The sequence below is a fragment of the Nonomuraea sp. NPDC050202 genome, from assembly GCF_040656115.1.
In the GTDB taxonomy this organism is placed as follows: Bacteria; Actinomycetota; Actinomycetes; order Streptosporangiales; family Streptosporangiaceae; genus Nonomuraea.
Genome location: NZ_JBFALF010000041.1, coordinates 43,282 through 68,587, shown reverse-complemented (window position 1 = coordinate 68,587; position 25,306 = coordinate 43,282). Strand labels below are relative to the sequence as shown.

Sequence of the window (25,306 nt, the reverse complement as noted above, 5' to 3'; positions counted from 1 at the left end):
GCTCAGGCCGGCTGCCGCAGCGACATCACCGCCCAGGGCGCGAGTTCGACGTCGAGTTCGAGCACCCCGTCACCGGGCACGGTCAGCGTGAACCTGAGGAGCGAGTCGGCCACCCGGCTCAGGTACTGGCTCTCGGCCCTCGACAGGTTGAGGGGTGAGCCGAGCAGGTACCAGGCCTCGGCGGCGTTGCCGTGCTCCCAGTCCACGATCTCCACGAGGAACGTCGTGCCGGGCTCCAGCCCGCCGATCGAGTGGCGGATCCGCCGGGACGGCCCCACCTCGGCCAGCGCGCGCGCCGCCGGGTACGAGTTCGCCGAGCCGACGCCCTTCATGGCCATGTCCTCGGGATAGTTGTAGAAGAGCGCCGACACGGCCGACGTCCGGCTGTCCCGGGTCACGACCCCGTCGGACGTCGCGAGGAGCAGCCGGTCGCCGAGCCGCCCCAGCATCGTGAACGCGTGGAACGTGGGCTTGTGGATGCCGCCCTCGTTCACCAGCCCGAACCCGCCGTGGAACGGTCCGATCCCGGCGCCTCCCTCCTCGAAGACGTCCGTGAAGGTCCAGTAGGAGATGGAGTCGGCGAGGGTGGCGCACTGCAGGTACGACCTGGTGATGGAGGCCGCCGCGAACGGCGTGTCGTGGATGAAGTCGCGGGCCGACGGCGACGTCGACCACTCGGTGATGTGGATCTCCGCCTCGGGATACGCGCTGTTGCGCACGAGCTCGCGCAGCAGGGTCAGGTCGTCGAACGTGGCATCGGCGTAGCGGGTGATGTGCACGGCCTCGCCGTTGGCGCCGTACGCGAAGTCGGTGGGGTAGAGGTGGGTGGAGACGAAGTCGATCGGGAGCTCGCGTTCGGCGCACCAGGCGATGAAGTCCTCGATCCAGACCGGGCGCCAGTCGAGCGCGTCCACGTCGGTCGCGGCTGCCGTCGCGAGCATCGCGGAGCGGTCCTCGCTCTCGCCCTTGTAGCGGTCGTCGGGCACGAAGACGCTCGTAGCGGGCCCGCCCACCTTCAGCGCGGGATCGATCTTCTTGATCGCCCGGACGGTCTGCTCGTAGAGCTCGAAGTACTCGGTCTTCGTGCCGGTCCAGAAGTGGGGGACCAGGTTCGGCTCGTTCCACACCTCGAAGCGCCACTGCCGCACCTCGTCGAGCCCGTACCGGCCGATCCAGTGCTCGACCGTACGCGTGACCAGCTCGACCCAGCGCGCCATGTCCTTGGGCGGGCTGCAGTGGGCGCCCCACCAGAACACCGTCTCCGTCTGCGTCGCCAGCTCGCGCGGCATGAAGCCCAGCTCGACGAAGGGACGGACGCCGCAGTCCAGCAGGAAGTCGAAGACCTTGTCGACGTAGCTGAAGGTGTACACGGGCGCGGCAAGGGGCCCGTCCGGGCCGAAACCGCTGCCATAGCTCTCCCGATACACGAACATGTCGTCGTGAAAGACGCCGTGAAAGCGGATGTACTGGACCCCCAAAGTGGCGACGGCCTCGGCGAACTGCCGTTGCCAGTCCGCGCGCAGCGCCTCGTTCGCCCGCCCGGCGCCGATGCACCTGCTCCAGACGTGCGGGAGCACCCTGTCCTCACACGGCGCACCGTCGATGCGGAGCCGGGGTTCTGTCTTCATGGCCTCACTTCTCTTCACGAAAGACTTCACAGGGACTAGCCCTTGACGGCGCCCAGCGACAGGCCCGACTGCCAGTACCGCTGCAGGCTGAGGAACGCGATGATCAACGGGATGATGGTCAGCAGCGCGGAGGTGATCACGAGGTTCTGGACGAGGGCGCCGTTCCCGGCCGCCGAGCCCAGCTTGTTCCACTGGTTGATGCCGACGGTCAGCGGGTACCAGTCGGGGTCCTTGAGCATGATCAACGGCAGGAAGTAGTTGTTCCAGATCGAGACGAACGAGAAGAGCAGGACGGTCACGCTCGCCGGCGCGAGCAGCGGGAGCGCGATCTGGAGGAAGGTCCTGAACTCCCCGGCACCGTCGATCTTCGCGGCCTCCAGCAGCCCGGCCGGCACGGCTTCGGCGGTGAACACCCACATCAGGTACAACCCGAACGGGTTGATGAAGGACGGGATGAGCACCGCCCACGGGGTGTCGGTCATGCCGAGCTGCGCGAACAGCAGGAACTGCGGGATCGCCAGGGCGATGCCGGGGACCGAGATCGACCCCAGCACGACGAGCAGGAACACCCGCTTGCCGGTGAAGTCGAGCTTCGCCAGCGCGTACCCGCCGAGGGCGGCCAGGAAGGTCGACACGGTCGCACCCACGACGACGTAGAGCACGGTGTTGAGCAGCCACCGGGAGAAGATCCCGTCCTGGTAGCGGAACACCTCCACGATGTTGTCCCACAGGGCGAACTCGCTGCCGGGAGCGAGCCCGAACGACGACACGAAGTCGGCCTGCGACTTGGTCGCGTTGATGACCAGCCACACCAGCGGGAGCAGGCAGTACAGGGTGAACAGGCCCGTCATCACGGTGAGCGTCGTGCTCTTCCCGGGATTGCCCACGGTGTGGAGCCGGCTAGCGGTCGGACGCATGGCGCAACCCCCTGATCTGGACGGCGTAGGCGACGGCGATCGTGATCGCCGCCATGACCAGCGCGAGTGCTGCCGCGTAGCCCTGCTGGGACCCGGTGAAGGCCAGGTTGTAGGCGTACAGGTTGGGCGTGTAGAAGGTGGTGACGCCGCTGTTGGCCACCATGGAGGGCAGGATCTGCGGCTCGTTGAACATCTGGAACGTGCCGATGATCGAGAAGATGACCGTGACGACCAGCGATCCGCGCAGCGCCGGCAGCTTGATCGCGCGCACGATCTGGAACTCGTTCGCGCCGTCGATCGCGGCCGCCTCGTACAGCTCGCGCGGGACGGCCTTGAGCGCGGCGTAGAAGATGAGCATGTTGAAGCCGGTGAACGCCCACGTCACCATCACCCCGATGGAGATGAGCGTGGTGCCGGGGGCGAAGGGGTCGAGGTCCGTGCCCAGGGCCTCGTTGAGGCTGCCGAACAGGCCGTACTTGATGCCCAGCAGGAATCCCCACATGAGCGTCGACACGATCGCCGGCACCGCGTAGGGGAGGAAGATCGTCACCCGCAGGAACTTGGCGCCGTGCAGGCGCAGGGAGTCCAGGGCGAGGGCCAGCGCCATGGAGAGGATCAGCATGATCGGCACCTGGACGAGCGTGAACCGGAAGACGCGTGCCACGCCGTCCCAGAACTGGGGATCCTGGAACAGCTTGGCGTAGTTGGCGAACCCGACGAACGTGTTGCCCCCGACGAGCTTGTCCTGGAAGAAGCTGAGGTAGGCGGCGTACAGGATGGGCACGATGAACACGAGCGCGAACAGCGCCGCGAAGGGCGCGATGAACGCCAGTCCGATCTGCGGCTTGCGTCGCTTGCGTGCCGGCGCCGGATGCCGTCTCGCGCCCGGCGCGGTCATGGCCGGAGCGGTTGCCTGGTCCATCAGTCCACCTGGAAGCCCTGCTCGTTGCCGTACTGGATGCAGCGCTGCCGCCACTGTTCGAGGATCTCGGCCAGGGAGCCCTTGCCGCTCGTGTAGAACGGCGATGCGAGGTCGCCGTAGATCGAGCGCGCCCACTCGAAGAACGGCGGGTACTGCCAGCCGCTCCCGACGATCTCCGTGGCCTCGGCCAGCACGACTCCGGTCTTCTGGTCGCCGAAGTACTCGTTGGCCTTGCTCTGGAACTCCTTGTTCTCCAGCACTGACGTGTTCGGCACGAAGGCGCCCGCATCGACGCGGGTCGCCAGACCGCCGCCGTGGGCGAAGTACTCGAGGAACTTGAAGGCCGCTTCCTTGTGCTCGGCCGCGGCGGGGATGCCGAAGGAGCTGCCGCCGTTCGCCGCTCCGACCTTGTCACCTTGCTGCCACTGCGGCATCAGGGCGACCCTGAAGTCGCCGGCGGCCTCCGGGGCGCGCTCGGGCAGCGTGGAGGTCAGCCAGCCGCCCATGGTCTGGGTGGCGAGCGTGCCGTCGTTGAGCGCCCGGTTCCAGTCGTCGGACCAGCCCGTGATCTTGGTGTTGACCAGGCCCTCGTCCAGCATCTTCTGCCAGAAGGCCACGGCCCTGGTCGTGCCGGGGTCGGTGAAGTCGATGTGCACCCTGGTGCCGTCCACCTTGAACGGACGGCCGCCGGCCTGCCAGATGAGCGAGAGCAGGAAGAAGATGTCGCCCGTGTCCTGAGCGATGTAGTAGTCGTCGCCGAGTGCGCGGATCTTCTTGGCGGCCTCGTAGTACTCGTCCCAGGTGGCCGGGGGTTCTGCGATGCCGGCCTTCTTGAGCGTGGCCGCGTTGTAGAACATCGCTGACGGGCCGTAGTCGGAGGGCAGCGCGTAGACCTTGCCGTTGACCGTCACGTCGCTCCACGCGGCCGGGACGTAGTCGTTCCTGAGCCGGTCCACGCCGAACTCCGCGAGGTCGGCGAGCTTGCCGGGAACGGCGAAGTAGGGCACCGCGAAGTACTCGAACATCACGAGGTCGGGAACGCCGGAACCGGCCTGGATGGCGTTGTCGAGCGCCTTGTACTCGTCCTGGGACGAGCCCGCGTTGACGACCTCGACCTTGATGTTCGGGTTGGCTGCCTGGAAGCCGGGAACGGCCCGTTCGACGGTGCCGTCCCAGCTCCACACCGTGACCTTCACCTGCTCGTCACCGCCGGCTGAGCTGCCGCTGCTGCTGCCGCTGCCCGAGCAGGCGGTCAGCGCGAGCAGCGGCACGAGCGCCCCGGCAAGAAGCCTGACCTTGTGGGAGAGCCGCATGGGCCTCTCCTCTCGTCCTGAGCTGGTTACGAAAATATTTCGCAACTTGTTCGTTGTTGCGAGGACATTAGGTGCCGTTTCTGTTCCGTGTCAACGGGTGGACGAGCGGGAAAGACCGGAGAGAAGGGTTCGTGGTAGGTTTCGAAATAATTTCGTAGCCCCGAAGGGAGCCCTGATGAGACGGCGAGGTCGTTCCGAGCGAGCCACCTTGGCGGATGTCGCCCGGCTGGCCGGCGTCTCACCGACGACCGCCTCGAAGGTCCTCAACGGGCGCAGCGATGTGGGGGCGAAGACGCGCGAGCTGGTCCTGGGCGTCATGGCCGAGATCGGTTACAAACCGACCGCGGTGCGGCACGAGCAGACCCGCGACCGCACCCTCGTCACCGTGCTCGACATCGTGGAGTCCCGTTACGCCGGAACGGTGCTCCAGGGGATCCTCGTGGCCGCGACCTCGGCCCGGGCCGAGCTCCTGCTGCGCCTGCCGCCCGAGGAGCCGATCAGCACGAGCCGTACGGCGGCCCGCGCCTGGATGGAGGAGGAGAAGGCGTCCGGGGTCGTCGGCATCATCGCGCTGGCCGTCGCCGTGCCCGACTCGGTGCTGCTCGCCGCGGAGGATCTCGAGGTGCCGGTCGTGTCGATCGACCCCATCGACACGACCGAATCACGGGTGGTCAGCATCGGCTCCACCAACTGGGCGGGCGGGCGGTCGGCGACCGAGCACGTCATCAAGTTCGGCCACCGCAGGATCGGCTGGATCGGCGGGCCGCTGGGCTCCGCCCCCTCGCTGGAGCGCTTCCACGGCTACCAGGCCGCGCTCGACTCGGCCGGTCTCGCGCCGGACCGCGCGCTGATCCGTCACGAGGCGTTCTCCGTCGAGGCGGGGCAGCGGCACGGTCATGACCTGCTCTCGCTCGACGAGCGGCCGACCGCGATCGTGGCGGGCAACGACGAGATCGCCGTCGGGGTCCTCGCCGCGGCCAAGGAGCTCGGCATCCCGGTCCCGGGCGAGCTGTCGGTCACCGGGTTCGACGACACGCCGCAGACCGAGTGGACCACGCCCCGGCTCACGTCCGTCCGGCAGCCTCTCGTCGGCATGGGCCGGATGGCCGTCGAGACCGTCCTCGGCATGGCGGACGGTGTCCAGCCCGCCTCGCAGCACCTGCAACTGGCGACGACCCTCAGCGTCCGCGATTCGACAGGCCCCGCCCCGTCATCCTGATCGTCCTGCGAACGCCCAGCTCGGCAGCGGTATCCGTGGGCATGGCACCGGGGCACCCGGCCCGGGCCGGGTGATCCGGTCATGTCTCTACCTGATGAACGGCCGGCCGGAAAGGTCTTGTTTCCGCGATCGTCATCGCTTACCTTTGCCGCTGCAAACGTAACCGATAACGATTGCAACTTGTGAGGCGGCATGGCCAAGGGCGGTGCGCCAGTGACGATGAGCGATGTCGCGCGATTGGCGGGCGTCTCCACCGCGACCGTGTCGCGCGTGGTCAACGGGCGTTACGGCGTCAGCGTGAGCACCATCGAGCAGGTCCGTTCGGCCATCGAGGAGCTCGGCTACGAGTCGAGTCTGGTGGCGACGAGCCTGCGGCGCAGTCGGACCAACGTCCTGGGGCTGGTGACGCACAGCTTCCAGTCCTATACGGCCGAGGTGCTCAAGGGGGTCATGGATGCGCTGAGCCAGTCGGGCTTCGACCTGATCATCTACGCCAACAGCGACCTCTACGGGACGTACTCGGACGGCTGGGAGCAGCGGCACCTGGCCCGCCTGGCGGGCACGCTCACCGACGGGTGCATCGTGGTCACGCCCTCGGGCGAGGTGCGGAGCGGCACTCCGGTCGTGGTCATCGACCCGGCGCGGGGCTCGACGGCGCCGTCGGTGACGGCGGACAACTTCGCGGGCGCCACCGCGGTGGTCGAGCACCTGCTCGGCCTGGGGCATCGGCGCATCGGCTTCATCGCGGGCCGGGCCAGCCTGGAGGCAGCGTGGTCACGCGAGGAGGGTTACCGCACGGCGCTGGCCGAGGCCGGCGTTCCCCTCGATCCGCAGCTGATCGCACGAGGGAGCTTCAATCCCGAGTCCGCGGCACCGCTCGCGCGGGCGCTGCTGGACAGGCCGGACCGGCCGACGGCGATCTTCGCGGCGAGCGACGGAATGGCCCTGAAGGCGCTGCAGGTCGCCAAGGACCTGGGGCTCGACGTTCCCGGCGACCTCTCGGTGGCCGGCTTCGACAACATCCCGGAATCCGCGCTGGCAGAGCCGGGACTGACCACCGTGGACCAGTCGATGTACCGGCTCGGGTACGAGGCCGCGCGCATGCTGAAGTCGCTGGTGCGGGGCGACTGGGAGGGCCCGGACCGGACCGTGCTCCCCACCCGCCTGGTGGTTCGCGGCTCCACCGCGGCACCGAGGAACCCTGTGTGACCAGGACGCCACCCACAGGGGTGGCGTTCCGGCGCACCTGACGTTCGCGGCAACGAACGTCAGGTGGGCAAGCAGACCCCACGACGGATGGAGGTGCGAACACCAACCACGAACTATCCACCGCATGAATCAGGCCGACCAGTCGGGCATCAACCGTGGTCGGCCATCAAGGGAGTTTTCGCATGCCTTTTTTACTTTATCACGGCAGGTCACAACGCCACGGCGGGCGCCGGTTCGCAGCGGCGATCACCGCCGGGGTGATGGCGATCGCGGCCCTGCTGCTCGCGCCGCGGCCGGCGGCGGCGGACACGCCGTGGCTGAACGTGTCCGAGGACGGCTACGCGTCCTTCAGCATTCCGGCGGCCGCCGTCGAGGCCGGTGTGGGCCCGGTGTCGCAGGTCGTCATCGAGGGGAACTTCGGCCCCTCCTTCACCTGGGCGGAGTTCGGCCTGACCCGCCGGGGCGAGGTCTGGTCAGGAGTCCTCGGCCCGCTCAGGCCGGGGCTGTACTCCTACCAGGTCACCGGCGATGACACCAAGGGTCTGAAGGATCCGACGAACAACACCGGCGTGGCGTCCAAGCCGCTCTGGAGCACCTTCTTCGTGCCGGGCGACGCGGCGCGCCTGCTGGTGGACGCGCCCCAGGGGCAGGGCGGCAAGGTCGAGACCCTGACCTACCGGACCGAGCACCAGGAGCGCTCGGCTCAGGTGTGGACACCACCGGGATACGCGGCCAAGGGCCCCCAGGCCTACCCGGTGCTGTACCTGCAGCCCGGCGACGGCGGGAGCGCCACCGACTGGCTCGACCTCGGCCGGGCCAAGCAGATCCTGGACAACCTGTCGATCCGGCGGGCCATGGAGCCGATGGTGGTCGTGATCAGCGACGGTGACGCTTCGGCGGATCTCCGCAAGGCGGTCGCCGGCCGTTACCGCGTCCATCGCGACCCTGCGCACCAGGCCATCGCCGGTGTGGCCGAGGGCGGGACGCGGGCGCTGCGTGCCGTACTGAACCGGCAAGGCCAGTACGCCTACGCCGGCTCGTTCTCCGGTCTCCTGACGGACGGCGCCGGCCGGGCGGACGCGAACGCGATCAACCGCCACGTCAAGCTGCTGCGCCTGTACACGGGGAACGTGACGGACCCCGCGTACAACGCCGCCAACCGCCTGACGAAGGCGCTGGACCGCGCCCGGATCAGGTACGAGTTCGACGGGGTCAACCCCGACGCCGGAGCGAACTGGAACGCCTGGCAGGAGAACCTGATCGACTTCGTGCCGCGGCTGTTCCGCAGGGTGCAGGACCACGGTCCGAGCGCCGGTCACGGGAGGCTGAAGGGCGAGTTCGCCCCGCCGGCGCCCGGCACCACGCCGACACCGTTCGTGACCGAGGACGGCTTCGTCACCTTCGAGACCACGGCCGCGTTCACGGACGCCCAGCGCGTCAAGGTGTGGGCGAACTGGGCTCCCAACGGCAGCTGGCTGCGCATCCCGCTGTCGCGTGAGGGTGACCGGTGGCGGGCGACCGTGGGCCCGCTCGACCCGTGGTTCTACTACTACCGCCTGATGGTGGACGGCGTCTCGGTCAAGGACGTGTCGAACCCGACGAAGGTGACCACCGAACCGACGTGGAGCACCTTCCTCGTCAACGGGGACAAGGCCCGCCTGCTCACGGACGTCCCCGCCGGTCAGGGCGGCCAGGTCGAGAGCATGACGTACCGGAGCGGCGTCGCGAACCAGGACCGGACCGCGCTGGTCTGGACCCCGCCGGGATACGACCCGGACCGCGCGCAGCCGTACCCCGTCTTCTACCTCCAGCACGGTGGCGGCCAGAGCTACACGGACTGGGTCGAGATGGGACGCGCCAAACAGATCCTCGACCACCACTTCCTCGACGGGAACCTGGTGCCGATGGTCGTCGTGATGGGCAACGGCAACGTGCCCGACTTCAACAAGGAACTGCTGGAGAACCTCGTCCCGGCGGCCCGCGCCCGCTACAACGTCTCCGACGACCCCTCGCAGCAGGCCCTCGCCGGCCTGTCGATGGGAGGCGGGCAGACGTTCGGCGTGCTCAAGGCCTTCCCGGGGCGGTTCGCCTACGTCGCGGCGTTCTCGGCGGGGTTCGGCAGCGGAGCCGGCGTCGACGCGGAGGCGATCAACAGCGGCACCAAGCTGCTGCGCCTGTACGTCGGCGACCAGACGGACTTCGTCTACCCGTCCTTCATGACGTCCCTGACCACCTTGAACAACCTCGGTATCCGCTACGAGTTCGACGGGGTCACCCCCGGGCCGCACGGCTGGGACGTGTGGCAGAAGAACCTCATCGACCTGGCGCCGCGCCTGTTCAAGCGCTAGGCGGGCCTGCGCGCCCGGCCTTCGCCGCCGGACGCGGCCCGTGTTAGCGCTCACATGAGGATCGGCACGAAGAACGGGGCGCGGGTCGCGTCACCCGTGCCCCGTTCCGGCCGGACGCTCGATCTCAACGGCGGCGCACGAACCTCCGTGCGCCGCGATCCCAAGGGAAATATGCCAATGAACAAGAAACGGCTCTCCGCCGCGGCGGCCATGCTCGCCGCCGCGGTCTCGCTCGCGGCCTGCTCCTCCGGCGGGGGAGGGGCTGCGAACACCGCGAGCGGCAGCGGCGCGAGCAACTGCACGAACACGATCCCCAAGAAGAACCTGCCGGTCGTGACGATGTGGGGCTGGTACCCCAACATGCAGCTCGTCGTCGACAACTTCAACAAGCAGAACGGCGAGGCGCAGGTCTGCTGGACCAACGTCGGCCAGGGCAGCGACGAGTACGACAAGTTCCAGACGGCCATCTCGGCAGGCACCGGCGCGCCCGACGTGATCATGATCGAGATGGACCGCATCCCCACCTTCCAGATCCAGAACGCGCTCGTCGACATCAAGAAGTACGGCTTCGACGCCGTCAAGGCCGACTACAGCCAGGGCGCGTGGAAGGACGTCTCGATCGGTGACGCGGTCTACGGCGTGCCGGTCGACGGCGGCCCGATGGCGATGATCTACCGCAAGGACATCTTCGAGAAGTACGACATCACACCGCCGAAGACGTGGGCCGAATACGAGCAGGCGGCCCGGAAGATGAAGGAGGCGGGCGGCCCGGCGTTCGGCGACTTCGCCGCCAACGTCTCGGCCCTCACGATGGCGTTGCAGATCCAGAAGGGCGCGGCCCCGTTCACCTATGACCCGGCGCAGCAGAGTTCTATCGGCGTCAAGCTGAACGACCAGGCCTCCAAGGACGTGCTCGACTACTGGGGGCGCCTCGCACGCGAGGGGCTGGTCGGGACGCAGGACCAGTTCACCCCGGAGTACATCTCCGGAGTGATCAACGGCAAGTACGCGACGTACATCTCGGCGGCCTGGGCTCCCGGCTACCTCACCGGCGCCGGCGTCGGCAAGGGCGAGGACACCGGCAAGTTCGCGGTGGCGCCGCTCCCGCAGTGGGACGCGGCCAACCCGGTGCAGGTGAACTGGGGCGGGTCGGCCTTCTCGGTGACGAGCCAGGCCAAGAACCCCGAGCTCGCAGCCAAGGTGGCCTACGGCCTCTACGCCGACAAGGAGTCGCTCACCCACGGCTGGACCAACCAGATCATCTTCCCGCTGAACCTCAAGGCGCTCAACGACCCCGAGTTCGTGAACCTGAAGGTCGCCTTCTTCGGCGGCCAGCAGGCCAACAAGGAGGTCTACGTCCCCGCCGCCAACGCCTACCAGGGCATGACCTACAGCCCGTTTGGCCAGTACTACTTCGACGCCATGACCAAGCAGGTCAGCGCGCTCATCGAAGGCTCCGTCACCGGTGCGCAGGCCGCCGACCGGCTGCAGGAGGACGTGGCGAAATACGCCAAAGAGCAAGGCTTCACCGTTCAGTGACGTGCGGGGCGGGCCGTCCTCCACCGGCCGGCCCGCCCGCGATCCCCAGCTTCGACCTCCCGGAGTCCAGATTGACCCTCATGATCGAGAAAAGTGCGCCGGACACCCAGGACAGGACGCGCGCATTTCGCGGCAAGGTGCGCCTTCGTGAGCACGTGATGGGGTGGCTCTTCGTCGGGCCATTCGGGATCGTCTTCCTGGCGTTGCTCATCGCGCCGCTCGCTTACGCGCTGTACCTCAGCCTTTTCCAGAAAAGGCTGATCGGCGGCACCAGTTTCGTCTTCCTCGACAACTACGTGAAGGCGTTCACCGACCCGAGTTTCCTTTCCGGGTCCTGGTTCGTCATCCGCTTCTCGCTGGTCTCCATCCCGCTGCAGATCATCATCGCGCTCGCGATGGCCCTGATCCTGGACGCCGTGACCTCGCTGTTCACCCGCTTCTCCCGCCTCATGATCTTCCTGCCCTACGCGATCCCCACGGTCATCGGAGCCGTCATGTGGGGATTTCTGTACAGCAAGAGCTTCGGGCCGCTCGCCGACCTTTTCGGTCTGTTCGGCGCCGCCCCGCCCGACTTCCTCAGCAGCAACCTGATCTTCGCCGGCCTGGTCAACGTCGTCACCTGGCAGTGGGCCGGCTATTACATGATCATCCTGTACGCGGCGCTCCAGGGAATCGACCCGGCACTCTACGAGGCCGCCCGCATGGACGGTGCCGGCAAATGGCAGATCGCGCTCCGCATCAAAATCCCGCTGATCGCCCCCGCACTGGTCCTGATCCTGGTCTTCTCGCTCATCGGCACCCTGCAGTTCTTCAACGAACCGCAAATTCTCCGATCCCTCGCGGCCGGCACGATCGGCCCGGACTTCACCCCCAACATGTACGCGTACCAGCAGGCGTTCGCGCTCGCGAACTTCAACTACGGATCGGCGATCTCCTTCGCACTCGGCGGGATCGTCTTCGTCGGCGTCTACGCCTTCCTGTTCTTCACCCGCAAGCGGAGGAGCTTCCTGTGATGAGTGACCGTTCCCGCGCCGGCGCCCGCCACCGGCCGCAACGCCACCTCCCCCTCCAGGTGCTCCTCGGCTTCCTGGTCGTGTACTTCCTCGTGCCGTTCTGGTGGGTCATCGTCAACAGCTCCAAGGACGCCCCCGGCCTGTTCGGCGGCGGCAACACCCTGTGGTTCGCCGACCGGATCGACTACCTCGGCAACCTCCGGCAACTGTTCACCTACGACAACGGCATCTACGGCAGGTGGATCCTCAACTCCACGCTGTACGCCCTCGCGGGCGGCGTCGGCGCCACGGTCCTGGCCGTCATGGCCGGTTACGGGTTCGCCAAGTACCGGTTCGCCGCCAGGCGCTTCAGCTTCTCGCTGGTGCTCGGCGCGTTGATGGTGCCGGCGACGGCCCTGGTGATCCCCACCTTCATGATGTTCTCCGAGTTCGGGCTGACCAACACGATCTGGGCGGTGATCCTCCCGTCACTGCTCAACCCGTTCGGCGTCTACCTGATGCACGTCTATGCGCGCGACGCCGTTCCCGACGAGATCCTGGACGCGGCGCGGGCCGACGGCGCCGGTGAGATACGAACGTTCCTCCAGGTCGCCTTCCCCCTGATGCGGCCCGCGGTGGTCACCGTGCTGCTCCTGTCGGCCGTGGCGTCCTGGAACAACTACTTCCTGCCCCTCGCCATGCTCTCCGACAACCGCCTCTTCCCCGTCACCGTAGGGCTCGGCCTCTGGCAGGGGATCGCCTCGGCGAACAACGCGGGCAGCACCTCCCTCTGGAGCCTCATCATCATGGGCGCGCTCGTATCCGTCGTCCCCCTCGTCATCGCCTTCTTCACGCTTCAGCGGCACTGGCGCGGAGGGCTGTCGGTCGGCGGCCTGAGATAGGCCGTGCTCGGCGCGTGCTCGGCGCGTGCTCGGCGCGTTTCGGTGAGTGCTCGGTGCGCGCTTGGTGCGTCCGACCGGCTCGCCGCGCGCCGCCTGGAGCCGCTGCTGCGACAAGCCCCCGCGTCCGGGCGGAACAACGTTGTTCGTTGTGGACGGCCGAGGAGTCCCCGCGTGCCGACACGCCCACGTCACCGCGCCCCCAGGACGACGACGTAGCGGCCGCCCGCCGCACACGGGTTCACCGGCAGGTCACGCCGGATCAGGTCCCAGTGGGCCGGGAAGGGCAGGATGCGGTTGTCGGAGCTGGGCGAGGTCGTCCATGGCGTCCACCCACCGGCGGGCGGAGCCGGGGTCCGCGCGCAACCTCGCCGTGTTCTCCTTGACCCGGGCCGGCTTCCGCTCGTTCGGCTTGCCGGCCATCGCCACGGCCTGGGACCGGACCGTCCGCAGCCGGGTCACGAGGGGGTCGTCGGGGCCGTGCGTCTCGCCGGCCTGGTTGATCGCGGTCACGGCGAGCCTGCGCAACCGTCCCGGAAGTCGAGTAACCGCTTCTAGAGCTTGATGTAGTCGTCCTGCCCGTTCATGCAGCCCCTCCGCAGCCGTGGCGTTGATCGTCACGATACGAGCAGGACGCGGGGAGGGGTCCCCGCCGTCCGGGACACCCGCTCGGCGCCCTGCTCCCCTCGGGGGAGCGGGGCCCTCGCATGTGCGGGCGCGCGCCCGGATCGCTGCGCCAGGAGCCCCGAGCGCGCTCAGAAGCGGAGGTTGAGGAGCGGGGCTCAGAAGCGGGCGCCGATGTCGGCGCCGTTGCCGGGTCGCAGGAAGGTGGAGGACGGGATCGAGCCGTCGGCGGTGCGCGGGCCGGTGATCGTGCCCGGATCGGTGCTGGTGAACGTCCAGGTGCCGCCGAGGTTCCAGGAGTTGCCCGAGCTGGACGACGAGCCGAGCGCGGCCTGGGTCTGGTTCGCCACCGACAGGTTCTTGGTGAGGACCGACACGGAGTCGGCGTAGTCGAAGCCGGTGCCGCCGTTGCGCCAGGCTGTGCTGCGGTCGGTCACCAGGCGGCCCGGGTTGCCGTTGTCGGTGAAGCCGTCCACCGCGTTGTCGTAGGCGATGGAGTTGCGGACGACGTGGCCGACCGCCGGGTCCGGGTCGCCGCCGCCGAGCTTGAAGCCGTTGCCGTCGCCGGTGTAGTCGGGCAGGTTCCACCGGTTGAAGCCGTTCCCCCAAGCCACGGACGACTCCACGGTGACCATGCTGAGGAACATCCAGAAGTCCAGGCCGTCGTCGGAGTTGTTCCAGAGCCGGGCGCCGCGGATCACGTTGCCGCCGCCGGAACCCTCCTTGATCGCGACGCCGTCGGCGCTCTCGCCGTTCTTGCGCGGGTCGCGGTTGCCGTAGCTGTCCAGGTTGATGATCTGGTTGTCGCTGGACGCGCCCTGCAGGTGCAGCCCGGACTCGTAGTTGTCCCTGGTGACCAGGCGGTCGAAGACGTTGCCGTTGGTGTCGAGACCGAAGATCCCGTACGGGCCGTGGACGATCTCCAGCCCGATCAGCCGCCAGTGGTCGCCCTCGATGTGCACGGCGCCACGCTCGGCGCGCGGGATGCTGGAGCCGACCGCGCCCGGCGTGTACGGCATGTTCTCGCCGTCGATGATCACCCGTTCCCTGTTGTACGCGGTCATCGTGATCGGCTGGGCGGCCGTGCCGTTCTTGACGAGCTGGATGTTCGTGCTCGGCGCGTACGTCCCGCCGCGGATGAAGATCGTGTAACCGGGCTGCGCCAGGTCCACGGCGCGCTGGATGGTCCGGAGCGGGGCGGCCAGGGTGCCGGGGTTGGCGTCGTCGCCGTCCGTCGCCACGTGGAGCGCGGTCTCCGGCTGCTGGCCGCCGGCCTCGACGTCGAGGTGGTCGACGTTGGGCAGGCCGGCGGAGCCGGTCGGGTTGAGCCTGATGGTGTTGGAGCCGGCGTTCAGCTGGACGGTCGCGGTCTTGGTGACCCAGGTGGACCAGGCGCCGGTGCCTTCGAAGGACAGGGTCTGGACGGTGGAGCCGTTGACGATCAGGCCGGCGGGGCGCGACGTGGTCGTTCCGTTGGCGAAGCGGATCCCGAGGGTGGCGGTGCCGGCGGCGCTGGCGTTCACGGTGAACTGGGCGTGGGCACCGGCGGCGTTGTCGGCGTTGCAGAAGCCGGCGCCGGAGTAGTCGGCCCAGTTGGACTCGATGACGCCGGTGCAGACCGCCGGTGACACCTCGGCCTCGTAGCGGGCCGGCGCCGCGTACGCGGGCGAGGGTGACAACGCGGCGTAGGAGCCGGCCACCAGGCCGGCACACGCGAGGACAGCTCTGAGGCGCATCGCCCATCTCCTCGGTAAGCGCTTTCCGGGACGGCGCCGAGTCAAGCACAGCGCGGCCGGGCACGGGAAGCGGCGACTGCCGACCTGGCTGCAAACGGCCGGCTGGTCGCCGCGAACGGCATGCGGGCGCCAGCCGCGCATGGGGGATTCGCGCAGTTCGGCGCGCGTGACGACGGAGCCGCCGACGCCCGCGCCGGGCACGGCCGCCGCGATGAAACTTTCACCGGAGCCGGTGGGTCACGTGAAGAGGCGGTACGGGTGCACGCCGTCCACCAGGCCCAGGTCGGGTGGATGGATGCTGTAGCCGAGCATGCGGCGGGCCCGGCTGCTGAGCTGCCGCGCCACATGCCTGCCGGGGGAGAGGGCGAACGCCTCCCGGGTGCGCAGCCACGGCTCGCAGTAGTGCGCGGTGACGGTGAGGGCCGTCGCCGGTTGTGGGGGGCGGGCGTGCCAGAGGGTGCCGAGGAGGATGGTGCAGGAGCCCGGCGGGGGAGTCAGGGGGACGCCCGGTCCGGTGGGATCGCCGGCGGGCCAGCGATGGCTGCCCGGCCACACGGTGAGGGCGGTGCCGGCGTCGAGGGCCCAGAGGGCGGCGACGGACAGGGCGGGACGCGGGCGCGGCAGCGGGTACGGCTCGTCGTCGTAGCCCGGCGGGCGGGCGGGCGCGCCAGGGCCCACCTCGACGACCTCCAGCTGGGACAGCAGGTAGTTGGGCAGCAGGAGCCGGTCGAGGAGGGCGAGCACGCGCGGGTGGTCGATGAGCGGGTCCGCGGCCCGGGTGTTGTGGAGCACGCCGTACACGCGGCGGAGGTGACGCGACCGGAACGGGTCGCGTCCCGCGGGCCCGAGCAGCGGCGTGAGCTCGGCGCGGATCCGGCGGCAGTCGCCCGGATCGAGCAGGTCGCGCAGGACGAGGTAACCGTCCCGATGCAGCGCGGACAAGACGCCCCCGGCCCGCCCGCCACCGCTCGTGGCGCTCTCGGACTGGCTGCCACCGCTCGTGACTCTCTCGGCCCGCCCGCCACCGCTCGTGACTCTCTCGGCCCGCCCGCCACCGCTCGTGGCGGCCGAGGCGCGTTCGTCGCCGGTCATGGCGCGCTCGTGGGTTCGGCGCCGAGGGCGGCGGTGCTGAACTGCCAGATCTCCTCCAGCACGGCGGCCCGCTCCGGACGGGGCTCCTGATCGAGCACGACGGCCAGGATCGATCGCATGCCGCCGACGACGGCCGCCGACATGAGCTCCGGGTCCCGCCCCGGGGTGACGGCGCCCTCGGCCTGCCCGGCGGCGACGTGTTTCGCGCCGAGGGCGATGACCCGCCGGGCGCAGTCGGCCTCCATGGCGGCGACCCGGGCGTCCCCGACCATGCGCCCGAGCACGACGGGGGCCAGCGGCTCGTCGTACACCCAGTCGACCCACCGGGTGAGCTGGGCCCGCCAGCGTTCGAGCCAGGTGCGGCCGGAGAAGTGGCCGAGCACGGTCTCGGTGACGAGCCGGTCGTAGAAGTCGGCGATCAGGGCGCTCATGAGGCCGCTGCGGGTGCCGAAGTAGCGGTACGGCAGGCCGACGCTGAGCCCGGCGCGGCGGGCGACGGCCGCGACCTCGATGTCGCCGGTCTCGACGAGTTCGTCGGCGGCGGCCTGGAGGATGCGGCTCCGGGTGGTGGCGGCACGTTCGGACAAGGGCTCCACCCCGTCCATATTAGTTGAGTTCAACTCAACAATGAAGGACGGCTGGTGCGCTGTCGATCACCGGTGCTTGCCTGAGGAGGTCGCCCTTCGCGGATCCCGCCAAGATCAAGCCGAGCGGCTGAGCCCCCCGCGGGGAACCTGCGGGGCTGCCAGAGGCGTGGCGGGCTGGGGTCGGGAACCGCTGAGCAGGAGGCTGCCGGCGAGGATGACCGCGGCTGCGGTGGCGCCGTGCACGCCGAAGGCGGTCGCGGGCGCTCCGCCGGACTGCAGCACGATGATCATGTCGCCGAACGGGGTGAGTGCCATGGCGAGCATGACCCACCCGAGGACGCGGCGGTTCCCGATGACGAGGATCGCGAGGATGACCAGGCCGGATACCACGTCCCGGATCCCCTTGACGGCGAGGAATCCCGCGCCCTCGCCACGGGGCCAGCTCGGCAGGCCGAAGCTGGGCGCCATGGACTGGGGAGCCAGCAGGTAACTCATCCCGATGTAGCCGATGAAGACGGCGCCGACGACCGCGAGAGCGGTGCCGATCGTGGTGCGGGACGGCAGTTTTGCGGACATCAATGATCTCCTTCAACGTGGATCGGGGATGCGGTCGCCTGGCGGTCGCGCGTCCAGGCGGGGCTGTCGAGGAAGTGGTTGTCGTACAGGTCCTGGGAGGCCAGCAGTTCCTCCAGCGTGGCCTCGCCTCTGCGCAGGCGGTCGAGGAGGCGGAAGTACTCGAACCGCTGGATGCCGGGGGCCACGACGATGAGAAGGTCGGCGGTGTGGCCGGGGGCGGCGGCGAAGGCGTGGGGCGTCAGCGGGGGCACGGCTGCCACGTCGCCCGCCGCGAGCGTCACGATCTCCTGGCCCGACAGGACGCGGGCCTTGCCCTCCAAGACGTAGAACAGCTCGGTCGAGGTGGCGTGGTGGTGGGGCACGGCGCCGTCCGCACCGGCGGCGAGTGTCATCCTGATGGTGCTCAGCGCGCCGCTGGTGTGGCTGGAGTCGAGCAGCAGCCGCCCCGTGGCGGTGGGCGAGACGATCGTCTCGGCGTCGGTCTCGCGGACGACAGCCGTCTCTACGATCATGGACATGTCAGGCTCCCTTCGAGCGCGGACGACACCAGCCGCTCCGCGTAGGCGCGGTCGACCGGCGCGCCCGTGATCATCACTCGGTAGTAGAGGGCTCCGGCGAGCTGGTCGAACAGCGCCTCGGCGTCCAGGTCCGCACGCAGTTCGCCGCGCACGCGCGCCCGTTCGATCAGCGCGAGCGCGAGCGCGTTGCGCGCGGCGTATTGCTCGCGGGTCAGCCGGCCGATGTCCTCGTGCCTGGCCGCGGCCGCCACGAGTTCGCCGGCCACTCCTGCCGATGGGCCCGTACGGCCGCCCGCCGTGCGCATGCGGTTGAGCCCGGCGGCGATCTTCTCCAGGTAGTTGACGAGGTCGGCCCGGATGTCGCCGGTGTCGGTGATCTCGTCGTCGGCCTGCAGTCGCGCCACCACCGCGACGGCCAGGTGATCCTTGGTCGGCCAGCGGCGGTACAGCGTGGTCTTGGCCACGCCTGCCTGCTCGGCCACCTCATCGATGGACAGAGCGGCGTAGCCGCGCTCGAAGATCAGGGCAGCGGCGATCCGCAGCACCCGCTCGTCCACCTGCGTGTCACGCGGCCGTCCGCGAGGCACCATCAGGAACCCCCCATTTCGAAACTCAAGTAGCGAAATAGAAGCTACCGTCTGCGAGCCAATTACGCAACTCAGGTCTCGAAATTAGGGGTTGGCCTGGTGGCGGGGGTGGCTGGGTGGCGGTCGCGCAGCCCGGGTGGCGGTGGCGTGATCGGGACGCCGAGGATCTCCAGAGCTTCGCCGGACTCCTTGCCCTGGCCGCTGTGGGGGCTCGCACACTCAGGCGCCGCGCCTTGACCTGTAGGCCCATGGATCGACCGAACCCAGGGCTTGGATTCGAGCGACTGCTCGGATTGTTTCAGTGACCACTCGGACGGTGGCGTTCAAGGCTGGCACCCCTGCCCGTAACTGCAGGTCACCATCCGCATCGGATAGGCGAGCCCCACATGCTGACTTGCGCCACTACATGACGTAACGAACCTTGTCAACGGCACAAGTCATCAAAATAAAGTTACGTCACATGATGACTTACATCATTAATTTCTGATCTTGGTCCGACGTAGGTTGCAGGCGCCGACAAGTAATGATCACCGACTCCGGCGGCGCAACGATGCCGAACGGACCAGGTGCTCAGTGCTCGATGACCGTTCGGTGTCAGTGACCCTACAGGGCTCGACAGAGGAGATTTCATGATCCGTGCTCTTGGCAAGCTGGGTGACCGGCTGCTCGACAAGCTGCTGCCCACGACCTCCGCATCCGCTGACACCTGCTGGGACGAGACGAAGTTCGTCGGCTACGTCGTGCGCAGGACGTGCTGCATCGCCGCCGGTTACACGGCCTGCACCCCCTGGCGCTGACCGAGATCCCGGCCGAGTGATCGTCATGCAGTACGTGGCGTGGGCCTGCCGATGCGCGCTGGCTGCCGTCTTCCTGGTGGCAGTGCTCGGCAAGGTACGCGGCAGGGACGCCTTCCGCGCCTTCCGCGCCTCCGTGCTCGACATGGTGGCGCTTCCGGCGGGCGGGGCGACCCTCTTGAGCGCCGCGGTGGTCCTCTCCGAGGCATCCATCATCGTGCTGCTGGCGGTCCAGCGGACGGCACCGGCCGGTTTCATGCTGGCCGGCGCCGTGCTGCTGGCGTTCTGCGCGGGAATCGCGCGGGCCGTACGCTCCGGCGCCCGGACGCCCTGCCGCTGCTTCGGCGCCACGGCGACCCCGTCGAGCGGCAGGCACCTGGTCCGCAACGCCGTCCTGCTCACCGTAACGGCGGCGGGCGGTACGGCCCAGCTGCTCACCGCACCGGGTGAGGCCCACCCCGCCGGCGTCGCCATCGCGCTGGCCTGCGCCGGTGTGCTCGTTGTGGCCATCGTCCTCTTCGACGATCTGGCCGACCTGTTCGCCGGGCCGCCGCCGGCCTCCCGGCGTGCCGGCCTGTGAAGGGATTCCGATGTCGTACCTCGTTGTCGCCGTAGTCCTCGTCGGGGCCCTGTGCGCCGGGAACCTGCTGCTGACTCTGGCGGTCATCCGCCGCCTCCGCGAGCATTCGGCCCAGCTCGCCGCCGACCGGCCGACGAGACCGCCCCTCGTGACACCCGGCACCCCGCTGCCCCAGTTCACCTCCGCCGCGTCCGATGGCACGACGGTGTCGCGGGACTTCTTCACCGGGCCAACCCTGGTGGGGATGTTCTCCACCACCTGCGCCGCCTGTCACGAGCGCTTGCCCGAGTTCACCACCCGGGCGCGGTCGCTGGGGCCCGGGCGCGCGCTTGCGGTGGTGGTGGACGATCAGGCGGACGCCGGCGCGTTCGCCGCCGCCCTGACCCCGGTGGCGACCGTGGTCGCCGAGCCGCCGGACGGACCGCTGGGCAAGGCGTTCCAGGTGTCGTTCTTCCCGGCCTTCTATCTCGTCGACGGCCGGGCGGTGATCACCGCCGCGGCGCTCACCCCGGATGAGCTGCCGCTGGTGGCGCTCACGTGAAGAACCCCGAGGGTCCCGGAGGCCCTGCGGGGAGGGACTCCGGCGTGGGCCCCCTGTCTCGCCGCGGATGGGTGGCGGCCGAGCTGGCCTGGCGGGCGCAGCCGGCCGCCGTGCTGGGTTCGCTGGCGACGGTGCTGCTCATGGGGGCGGCCCCGGTGGCGACCGCATGGCTGACCAAACTGGTTCTCGACACGCTGGCGAGTGGTGAGGGCCAGGGCGGCCTCCTTCCCATCGCGGCCGCCCTCGGAGTGGCGGGCCTGGCCCTGGTCGCCCTGCCGCATGTCTCCGAGTACCTCCAGGGACAGCTGCATCGAGGGCTGCAGAGGCTGGTCTACGACCGGCTGTTCCGGGCCGTCAACGCCGATCCCGGGCTCAGCCGCTTCGAGAACCCCTCCTTCCACGACGAACTGCGGCTGGCCCACGAGGCCGGCCAGAACGCTCCGCAGCAGATCGTCGGCTCGTCCCTGGCGATCTGCCAGGGCATCCTGACGCTGCTCGGGTTCATCGTCACGCTGACCGTGCTCAGCCCGGTCATGGTGGCCATCGTCATCGCCGCCGCGCTGCCGTCGGCCCGGGTACAGCTCGCGCTGAGCCGCCGCAGGGCCCGCACGATGTGGGGCATCAGCTCCAACACGCGCCGCCAGCTCTTCTACGGCGCCCTTCTCACCAGCCCCGACGCGGCCAAGGAGGTGCGGCTGTTCGGGCTGGGCGACTTCCTGCGCACCCGCATGCTCACGGAACTCCGGACCGTCAACGAGGCCGAGCGGGATCTGGACCGGCGGACGCTGCGCAGCCAGGGGCTGCTGTCCGTGCTGGGTGCCGCCGTCGCGGCCGGCGGCCTGCTCTGGGCCGTGCTGGCAGCCGCGGCGGGAGGGCTGAGCGTGGGGGACGTCTCCGTGTTCGTCGCCGCCGTCGCCGGGGTGCAGACGGCCCTGACCTCCATCGTCAGCCAGTGGGCTGGCGCGCACAACGCCCTGCTGATGTTCGGGCACTACATCGGCGTCGTCAAGGCCGAGCCCGGTCTCCCGGTGGCCGCGGAGCCCACCGCGCTGCCGCCGCTGCGGGAGGGCATCGAGCTGCGTGACGTGTGGTTCCGCTACGACGACGAGCACCCCTGGGTGCTGCGCGGCGTGAACCTCTTCATCCCGCACGGCCACGCCGTCGCTCTGGTCGGCCTGAACGGTGCGGGCAAGAGCACCCTGGTCAAACTGCTGTGCCGGCTGTACGACCCGGTCCGCGGCTCCATCCACTGGGACGGCGTGGACCTGCGTGAGGTGCACCCGGACGACCTGCGCGCACGGCTCGGCGTGGTGTTCCAGGACTACATGTCGTACGACCTCACCGCCTCCGAGAACATCATGCTGGGTGACCTGGCCGCGGGCGCCGACCCGGTGTCCATCCGGGCCGCCGCCCGGCGCGCCGGGATCCACGACACGCTCGACGCGCTGCCCAGGGGCTACGACACGCTGCTCAGCCGGATCTTCTTCGGCGACAGCGACGAGCGGCAGGCGGGAGTGACACTGTCGGGCGGGCAGTGGCAGCGGCTGGCGCTGGCCCGCGCCCTGATGCGCCACCACCGGGATCTGCTCGTCCTCGACGAGCCGAGCTCCGGTCTGGACGCGGAGGCCGAGCACGCCGTCCACCTGGGACTGCGCCGGCACCGGGCGGGCCGTACCAGCGTCCTGATCTCGCACCGGCTGGGCGCCCTGCGGGACGCGGACCTCATCGTCGTGCTGGACGAGGGCAAGATCTCCGAACGCGGTTCCCACAGCGAGCTCATGGCGCGGGGAGGGACGTACGCGCGGCTGTTCGGCCTGCAGGCCAGCGGCTACGAGCTCACGCCGGAGCCCTCTGCCGCGCCCCCGGAAGGCTGGGCCGGGGAGAGCCTGCGCACGACCACACCCAGCACCCGGTCTGCCGGGAGATAACCCCAGTTCCGCGAGTCCGCGCTCATCGGGCCGTCGCCGATGACGACCAGCCGCCCCTGGGGGACCAGCGCCCCCTCGGGGGCGTTCACCGCGTGCGTGACAGCCGGCGGTACCGGATCACCGGGCAGTGCGGCCACCCGCTTGATGAGCCACTTCGAATCCTCCGGGGCGGACAGCGGACCGGTGCGCCATCGGCCTCCCAGCGCCGGTTGGAAGACCACCACCTGACCCCGCCGGAGTTTCGAGCCGGCCACGCGGCGGATGAGCACCCGGTCTCCGGAGCGGTACACCGGGAGCATGCTCGGGCCGGTCACCTGGACGATCACCAGCCGGCGCCGGGCGATGGCGAGAACGCCGGCGATCACCGCCAGCAAGATCACTATGTACCGCACGGACACACCCTAGCCGCCATCACCATCCAGCCAGGCCACGAAGGAATCCGGCAGGTGATCGACCCCAGCACCCGCACGGTCGCCACTCTCCCGAAAAGACGATCATTCAGGCATACTGATGCTGCTTGACCATGATCACTGACTGATGGGGGCCGATTGTGGTGACTTCTGAGAACAACTCCGAGCCAGGCATCAGCCGGCGACGGCTCCTGACCTCGGCCTTAGCCGTCGGTGGTCTCTCCGTGGGTCTGGCGGGCCTCCCGGCCGGTGCCCAGGCGGCCTCCTCGTCCGCGGGCAGTGCCACCCGCCGCGCCGCCCGCGCAGCCGCGCGCGGCGCCGAGACGTGGGAGAACATCATCGAGAAGACGTCCTTCAACAGCTGGACGGCCTTCGACCAGGTGTGGGCCCGCAACTACCCCGGTACCTTCGGCGACGTCACGACGCACAACGGCGCCGCCAAGATGCTGGACAGCCAGGTCTCCCTCTCCGGAGGCGTGCTCACCCTGACCGCGACCCGGCTGTCCCAGCCGGCCGGGACCAGCTCCCATCCACCGAAGGCCCCGCTGTGGTGGAACTCCGGCGCCATCCACGCCAAGCAGCAGATCGTCATCAACGATCAGTTCCCCGAATACGACATCGAGGGCGAGTTCAGGACGGACACCGGCCCGGGCATCTGGCCGGCGTTCTGGCTGACCGGGGTCGACGTGTGGCCGCCGGAGACCGACATCCTCGAGTACGTCGGGCAGGACGGCGCATACCCTCAGAACCTCTTCAACACCTGGAACGCCACCAGTACGGGCGACGACAGAGAGTTCGAGGACAGCGGCAACTACGTCACCCGGACGACCGAGCAGACCACCGCCGAGACCGATCCCAGGAGCAAGTTCATCAAGTACCGCGTCTGGATGTACAAGGACGGCAACGACGTCAGGCTCGAGTACTCCTTCGGCGGCAACTGGGTGGCCGACCATCTCGGCAAGGGCTGGGCCGGCATCCCGATGTGGCTCATCATCAACCTGCAGATGGGCACCTACGCGTCCGGCCTGGACGACGACAGCTCCCCGGGCTGGGCGGACCAGTTGCCGGGGCCCACCGGCAACACCTACTTCCGGGCCCAGAACGTATGGGTCGGGCGCACGCGCGCCTACTGATCGAGACGGCTCGTCGGGTGGCCGCCCTCCACATCCGAGTTCACAGACATGTCGCAACGCGGATCAGGTCGGCAACCGCACGAAGGCGGCTGTGCGGCGGCCAGGCGATCACCGTTGTCACGGGCGGAGCGTCCAGGACCGGCACGGCGGCGAGGTCCCGGCGCAGGTCGGCGCCGGCTGACTCGGGAATGACCGCAGTGGTACGGCCGAGCGCGATCAGCTGGAAGAGCTGTGTCAGGTTCCGTACCTCTGCGCCCGGCCCTTCTGGGTAGCTGCCGCCGGGACCGGGCCAGCGGGCCATCGGGAGCTCTGGCAGCGTGGTGACGCCGGCCATCCGGACCCGGGAGCGGCCGGCGAGCGGGTGTGCGGCCGGCAGGACCGAGACCTGTCCCTCGGTGTACAGGGGTTCGGTGTCGAGCCCGGCCGCTGAGTCGAAGGGGCAGGTGGAGCAGGGCCACGCCGGCTTGCCCGTCCTGCAGCAGCTGCTGGTGCTGGTGTGCCTCGCAGAGCAGCAGCACGACGGTGGCTGCGCCGGGCTCCGCGGCGTAGGCGTCGAGCAGTTTCGTCAGCAGCTCGCCGGCGGTGCCGGATTTGACGGCGAGGACGAGGCCGGGGTGTCCTGCCGCGGCCCGTTGGGTACGCCGCTCGGCTGCGGTCACCGCGCTGAGGATCGCGCGCCCCTCGGCCAGCAGCACGCCTCCGGCCTCGGTGAGCGTGACCTTGCGGCTGTTGCGTTCCAGCAGCGCGATCCCGAGCCGCCGTTCGAGCTGGATGATCGTGCGAGACAGGGGCGGCTGGGCTATCCTGAGGCGCTGGGCAGCCCTGCCGAAGTGCAGCTCCTCGGCGACGGCGACAAAGTACCGCAGCTCGCGTGTTTCCATGAGCCCAGGCCAATGACGGCAGACGCCAGATCGATATCGCTGGGGTATCGCTGCACTACCGAGACGGTGTTGGTGCCCGGCCCCAGCACAGGCATGCTCGCTGTCATGAGCGAGAAGACGATCGCGCTGGTCACTGGCGCGAACAGGGGAATCGGGTATGAGATCGCTGCCGGGCTGGGTGCGCTGGGCTGGAGCGTCGGTGTCGGCGCCCGGGACGAGCAGCGCCGACAGGACGCCGTGGCCAAGTTGCGCGCGGCTGGTGCCGACGCCTTCGGCGTACCCCTGGACGTGACCGAAGAAGTGCCGCCTGGCGTGGGCGAGCTCCTGGGCGGG

Annotated in this window: 24 protein-coding genes and 2 pseudogenes; 12 read left to right on the top strand and 14 right to left on the bottom strand. The window is 69.3% G+C overall.

Features of this window, described 5'->3' with window-relative positions; all coding sequences use genetic code 11:
* Positions 1–2 precede the first annotated feature (2 nt).
* From AB0I79_RS53370 to AB0I79_RS53355, 4 genes are read right to left on the bottom strand one after another with little or no spacing between them, the layout of a single operon-like run.
* The gene (locus AB0I79_RS53370) at positions 3–1,628 is read right to left on the bottom strand and encodes a beta-xylosidase (protein WP_357891646.1); all 1,626 of its coding nucleotides are present in this window, start codon (positions 1,626–1,628) and stop codon (positions 3–5) included.
* Between the two features lie 35 nt (positions 1,629–1,663).
* Entirely contained in the window at positions 1,664–2,545 is an 882-nt protein-coding gene (locus AB0I79_RS53365) for a carbohydrate ABC transporter permease (protein WP_357891643.1), read from the bottom strand.
* On the bottom strand, positions 2,529–3,467 hold the full coding sequence (locus AB0I79_RS53360) for a sugar ABC transporter permease (RefSeq protein WP_357891640.1): 939 nt from the start codon (positions 3,465–3,467) through the stop codon (positions 2,529–2,531). Before AB0I79_RS53360 ends, AB0I79_RS53365 begins: the two co-directional genes overlap by 17 nt.
* Positions 3,467–4,780 carry a sugar ABC transporter substrate-binding protein gene (locus AB0I79_RS53355; protein ID WP_357891636.1) on the bottom strand — a complete coding sequence of 438 codons (1,314 nt, stop codon included), beginning with the start codon at positions 4,778–4,780 and terminating at the stop codon, positions 3,467–3,469. Before AB0I79_RS53355 ends, AB0I79_RS53360 begins: the two co-directional genes overlap by 1 nt.
* 208 nt (positions 4,781–4,988) lie before the next feature.
* Between AB0I79_RS53355 and AB0I79_RS53350 the strand changes: the two genes are divergently transcribed.
* From AB0I79_RS53350 to AB0I79_RS53325, 6 genes are all read left to right on the top strand, one after another.
* The gene (locus tag AB0I79_RS53350; RefSeq protein WP_357891633.1) at positions 4,989–5,999 is read left to right on the top strand and encodes a LacI family DNA-binding transcriptional regulator; all 1,011 of its coding nucleotides are present in this window, start codon (positions 4,989–4,991) and stop codon (positions 5,997–5,999) included.
* Between the two features lie 219 nt (positions 6,000–6,218).
* The gene (locus AB0I79_RS53345) at positions 6,219–7,208 is read left to right on the top strand and encodes a LacI family DNA-binding transcriptional regulator (protein WP_357891630.1); all 990 of its coding nucleotides are present in this window, start codon (positions 6,219–6,221) and stop codon (positions 7,206–7,208) included.
* Positions 7,209–7,390: 182 nt separating this feature from the next.
* Entirely contained in the window at positions 7,391–9,556 is a 2,166-nt protein-coding gene (locus AB0I79_RS53340; protein ID WP_357891627.1) for an alpha/beta hydrolase-fold protein, read from the top strand.
* A gap of 177 nt (positions 9,557–9,733) precedes the next feature.
* The gene (locus tag AB0I79_RS53335; protein WP_357891624.1) at positions 9,734–11,095 is read left to right on the top strand and encodes an extracellular solute-binding protein; all 1,362 of its coding nucleotides are present in this window, start codon (positions 9,734–9,736) and stop codon (positions 11,093–11,095) included.
* A gap of 80 nt (positions 11,096–11,175) precedes the next feature.
* Positions 11,176–12,108: a sugar ABC transporter permease gene (locus tag AB0I79_RS53330; RefSeq protein ID WP_357891621.1), complete on the top strand. Its 933-nt coding sequence runs from the start codon at positions 11,176–11,178 to the stop codon at positions 12,106–12,108.
* On the top strand, positions 12,108–12,989 hold the full coding sequence (locus AB0I79_RS53325) for a carbohydrate ABC transporter permease (RefSeq protein WP_357891618.1): 882 nt from the start codon (positions 12,108–12,110) through the stop codon (positions 12,987–12,989). The genes AB0I79_RS53330 and AB0I79_RS53325 overlap by 1 nt, the downstream gene beginning before the upstream one ends.
* A gap of 249 nt (positions 12,990–13,238) precedes the next feature.
* On the opposite strand, the gene AB0I79_RS53320 is transcribed toward AB0I79_RS53325, so the two are convergent.
* The 7 genes from AB0I79_RS53320 to AB0I79_RS53290 form a co-directional block, all read right to left on the bottom strand.
* Positions 13,239–13,499 carry a hypothetical protein gene (locus tag AB0I79_RS53320; protein ID WP_357891616.1) on the bottom strand — a complete coding sequence of 87 codons (261 nt, stop codon included), beginning with the start codon at positions 13,497–13,499 and terminating at the stop codon, positions 13,239–13,241.
* A gap of 269 nt (positions 13,500–13,768) precedes the next feature.
* Positions 13,769–15,346, bottom strand: a complete 1,578-nt coding sequence (locus AB0I79_RS53315; protein WP_357891613.1) for a CBM35 domain-containing protein — start codon at positions 15,344–15,346, stop codon at positions 13,769–13,771.
* A gap of 237 nt (positions 15,347–15,583) precedes the next feature.
* Positions 15,584–16,438 (bottom strand): phytanoyl-CoA dioxygenase family protein, encoded by an 855-nt coding sequence (locus AB0I79_RS53310; protein WP_357891610.1) that lies wholly within the window; start codon positions 16,436–16,438, stop codon positions 15,584–15,586.
* On the bottom strand, positions 16,435–17,025 hold the full coding sequence (locus tag AB0I79_RS53305; protein ID WP_357891607.1) for a TetR/AcrR family transcriptional regulator: 591 nt from the start codon (positions 17,023–17,025) through the stop codon (positions 16,435–16,437). Before AB0I79_RS53305 ends, AB0I79_RS53310 begins: the two co-directional genes overlap by 4 nt.
* 114 nt (positions 17,026–17,139) lie before the next feature.
* The gene (locus AB0I79_RS53300) at positions 17,140–17,601 is read right to left on the bottom strand and encodes a DUF4267 domain-containing protein (protein ID WP_357891604.1); all 462 of its coding nucleotides are present in this window, start codon (positions 17,599–17,601) and stop codon (positions 17,140–17,142) included.
* A complete protein-coding gene (locus tag AB0I79_RS53295; protein ID WP_357891601.1) occupies positions 17,601–18,119 on the bottom strand; it encodes a cupin domain-containing protein in 519 nt (172 codons plus the stop codon). Before AB0I79_RS53295 ends, AB0I79_RS53300 begins: the two co-directional genes overlap by 1 nt.
* Entirely contained in the window at positions 18,110–18,709 is a 600-nt protein-coding gene (locus AB0I79_RS53290; protein ID WP_357891598.1) for a TetR/AcrR family transcriptional regulator, read from the bottom strand. Before AB0I79_RS53290 ends, AB0I79_RS53295 begins: the two co-directional genes overlap by 10 nt.
* Before the next feature lie 626 nt (positions 18,710–19,335).
* Here AB0I79_RS53290 and AB0I79_RS53285 point away from each other — a divergent pair.
* Genes AB0I79_RS53285 through AB0I79_RS53270 form a run of 4 tightly spaced genes read left to right on the top strand, consistent with a single transcriptional unit; the run spans position 19,336 to position 22,549 of the window.
* Complete coding sequence (locus AB0I79_RS53285) at positions 19,336–19,503, top strand: hypothetical protein (RefSeq protein WP_357891595.1); 168 nt, start codon at positions 19,336–19,338, stop codon at positions 19,501–19,503.
* A gap of 25 nt (positions 19,504–19,528) precedes the next feature.
* A complete protein-coding gene (locus AB0I79_RS53280; protein WP_357891696.1) occupies positions 19,529–20,080 on the top strand; it encodes a MauE/DoxX family redox-associated membrane protein in 552 nt (183 codons plus the stop codon).
* Positions 20,081–20,090: 10 nt separating this feature from the next.
* On the top strand, positions 20,091–20,621 hold the full coding sequence (locus tag AB0I79_RS53275) for a redoxin domain-containing protein (protein WP_357891592.1): 531 nt from the start codon (positions 20,091–20,093) through the stop codon (positions 20,619–20,621).
* A gap of 44 nt (positions 20,622–20,665) precedes the next feature.
* Positions 20,666–22,549: an ABC transporter ATP-binding protein gene (locus tag AB0I79_RS53270; protein ID WP_357891589.1), complete on the top strand. Its 1,884-nt coding sequence runs from the start codon at positions 20,666–20,668 to the stop codon at positions 22,547–22,549.
* Here the strand turns inward: AB0I79_RS53270 and AB0I79_RS53265 are convergent.
* Positions 22,450–22,941: a S26 family signal peptidase gene (locus tag AB0I79_RS53265; RefSeq protein WP_357891586.1), complete on the bottom strand. Its 492-nt coding sequence runs from the start codon at positions 22,939–22,941 to the stop codon at positions 22,450–22,452. The two genes, AB0I79_RS53270 and AB0I79_RS53265, sit on opposite strands and share 100 nt — an antisense overlap.
* A gap of 242 nt (positions 22,942–23,183) precedes the next feature.
* On the opposite strand from AB0I79_RS53265, the gene AB0I79_RS53260 reads away from it, so the two are divergent.
* Complete coding sequence (locus tag AB0I79_RS53260) at positions 23,184–24,092, top strand: hypothetical protein (RefSeq protein WP_357891583.1); 909 nt, start codon at positions 23,184–23,186, stop codon at positions 24,090–24,092.
* Positions 24,093–24,132: 40 nt separating this feature from the next.
* Here AB0I79_RS53260 and AB0I79_RS53255 read toward each other — a convergent pair whose 3' ends face one another.
* Together AB0I79_RS53255 and AB0I79_RS53250 are read right to left on the bottom strand one after the other, a co-directional pair.
* Complete coding sequence (locus AB0I79_RS53255; RefSeq protein WP_357891694.1) at positions 24,133–24,468, bottom strand: hypothetical protein; 336 nt, start codon at positions 24,466–24,468, stop codon at positions 24,133–24,135.
* Between the two features lie 382 nt (positions 24,469–24,850).
* Positions 24,851–24,973 (bottom strand): annotated as a pseudogene (locus AB0I79_RS53250) (LysR family transcriptional regulator); the annotation flags it as partial.
* A gap of 12 nt (positions 24,974–24,985) precedes the next feature.
* Between AB0I79_RS53250 and AB0I79_RS53245 the strand changes: the two are divergent.
* Positions 24,986–25,261: pseudogene (locus tag AB0I79_RS53245) on the top strand (SDR family NAD(P)-dependent oxidoreductase); the annotation flags it as partial.
* Between the last annotated feature and the right edge of the window lie 45 nt (positions 25,262–25,306).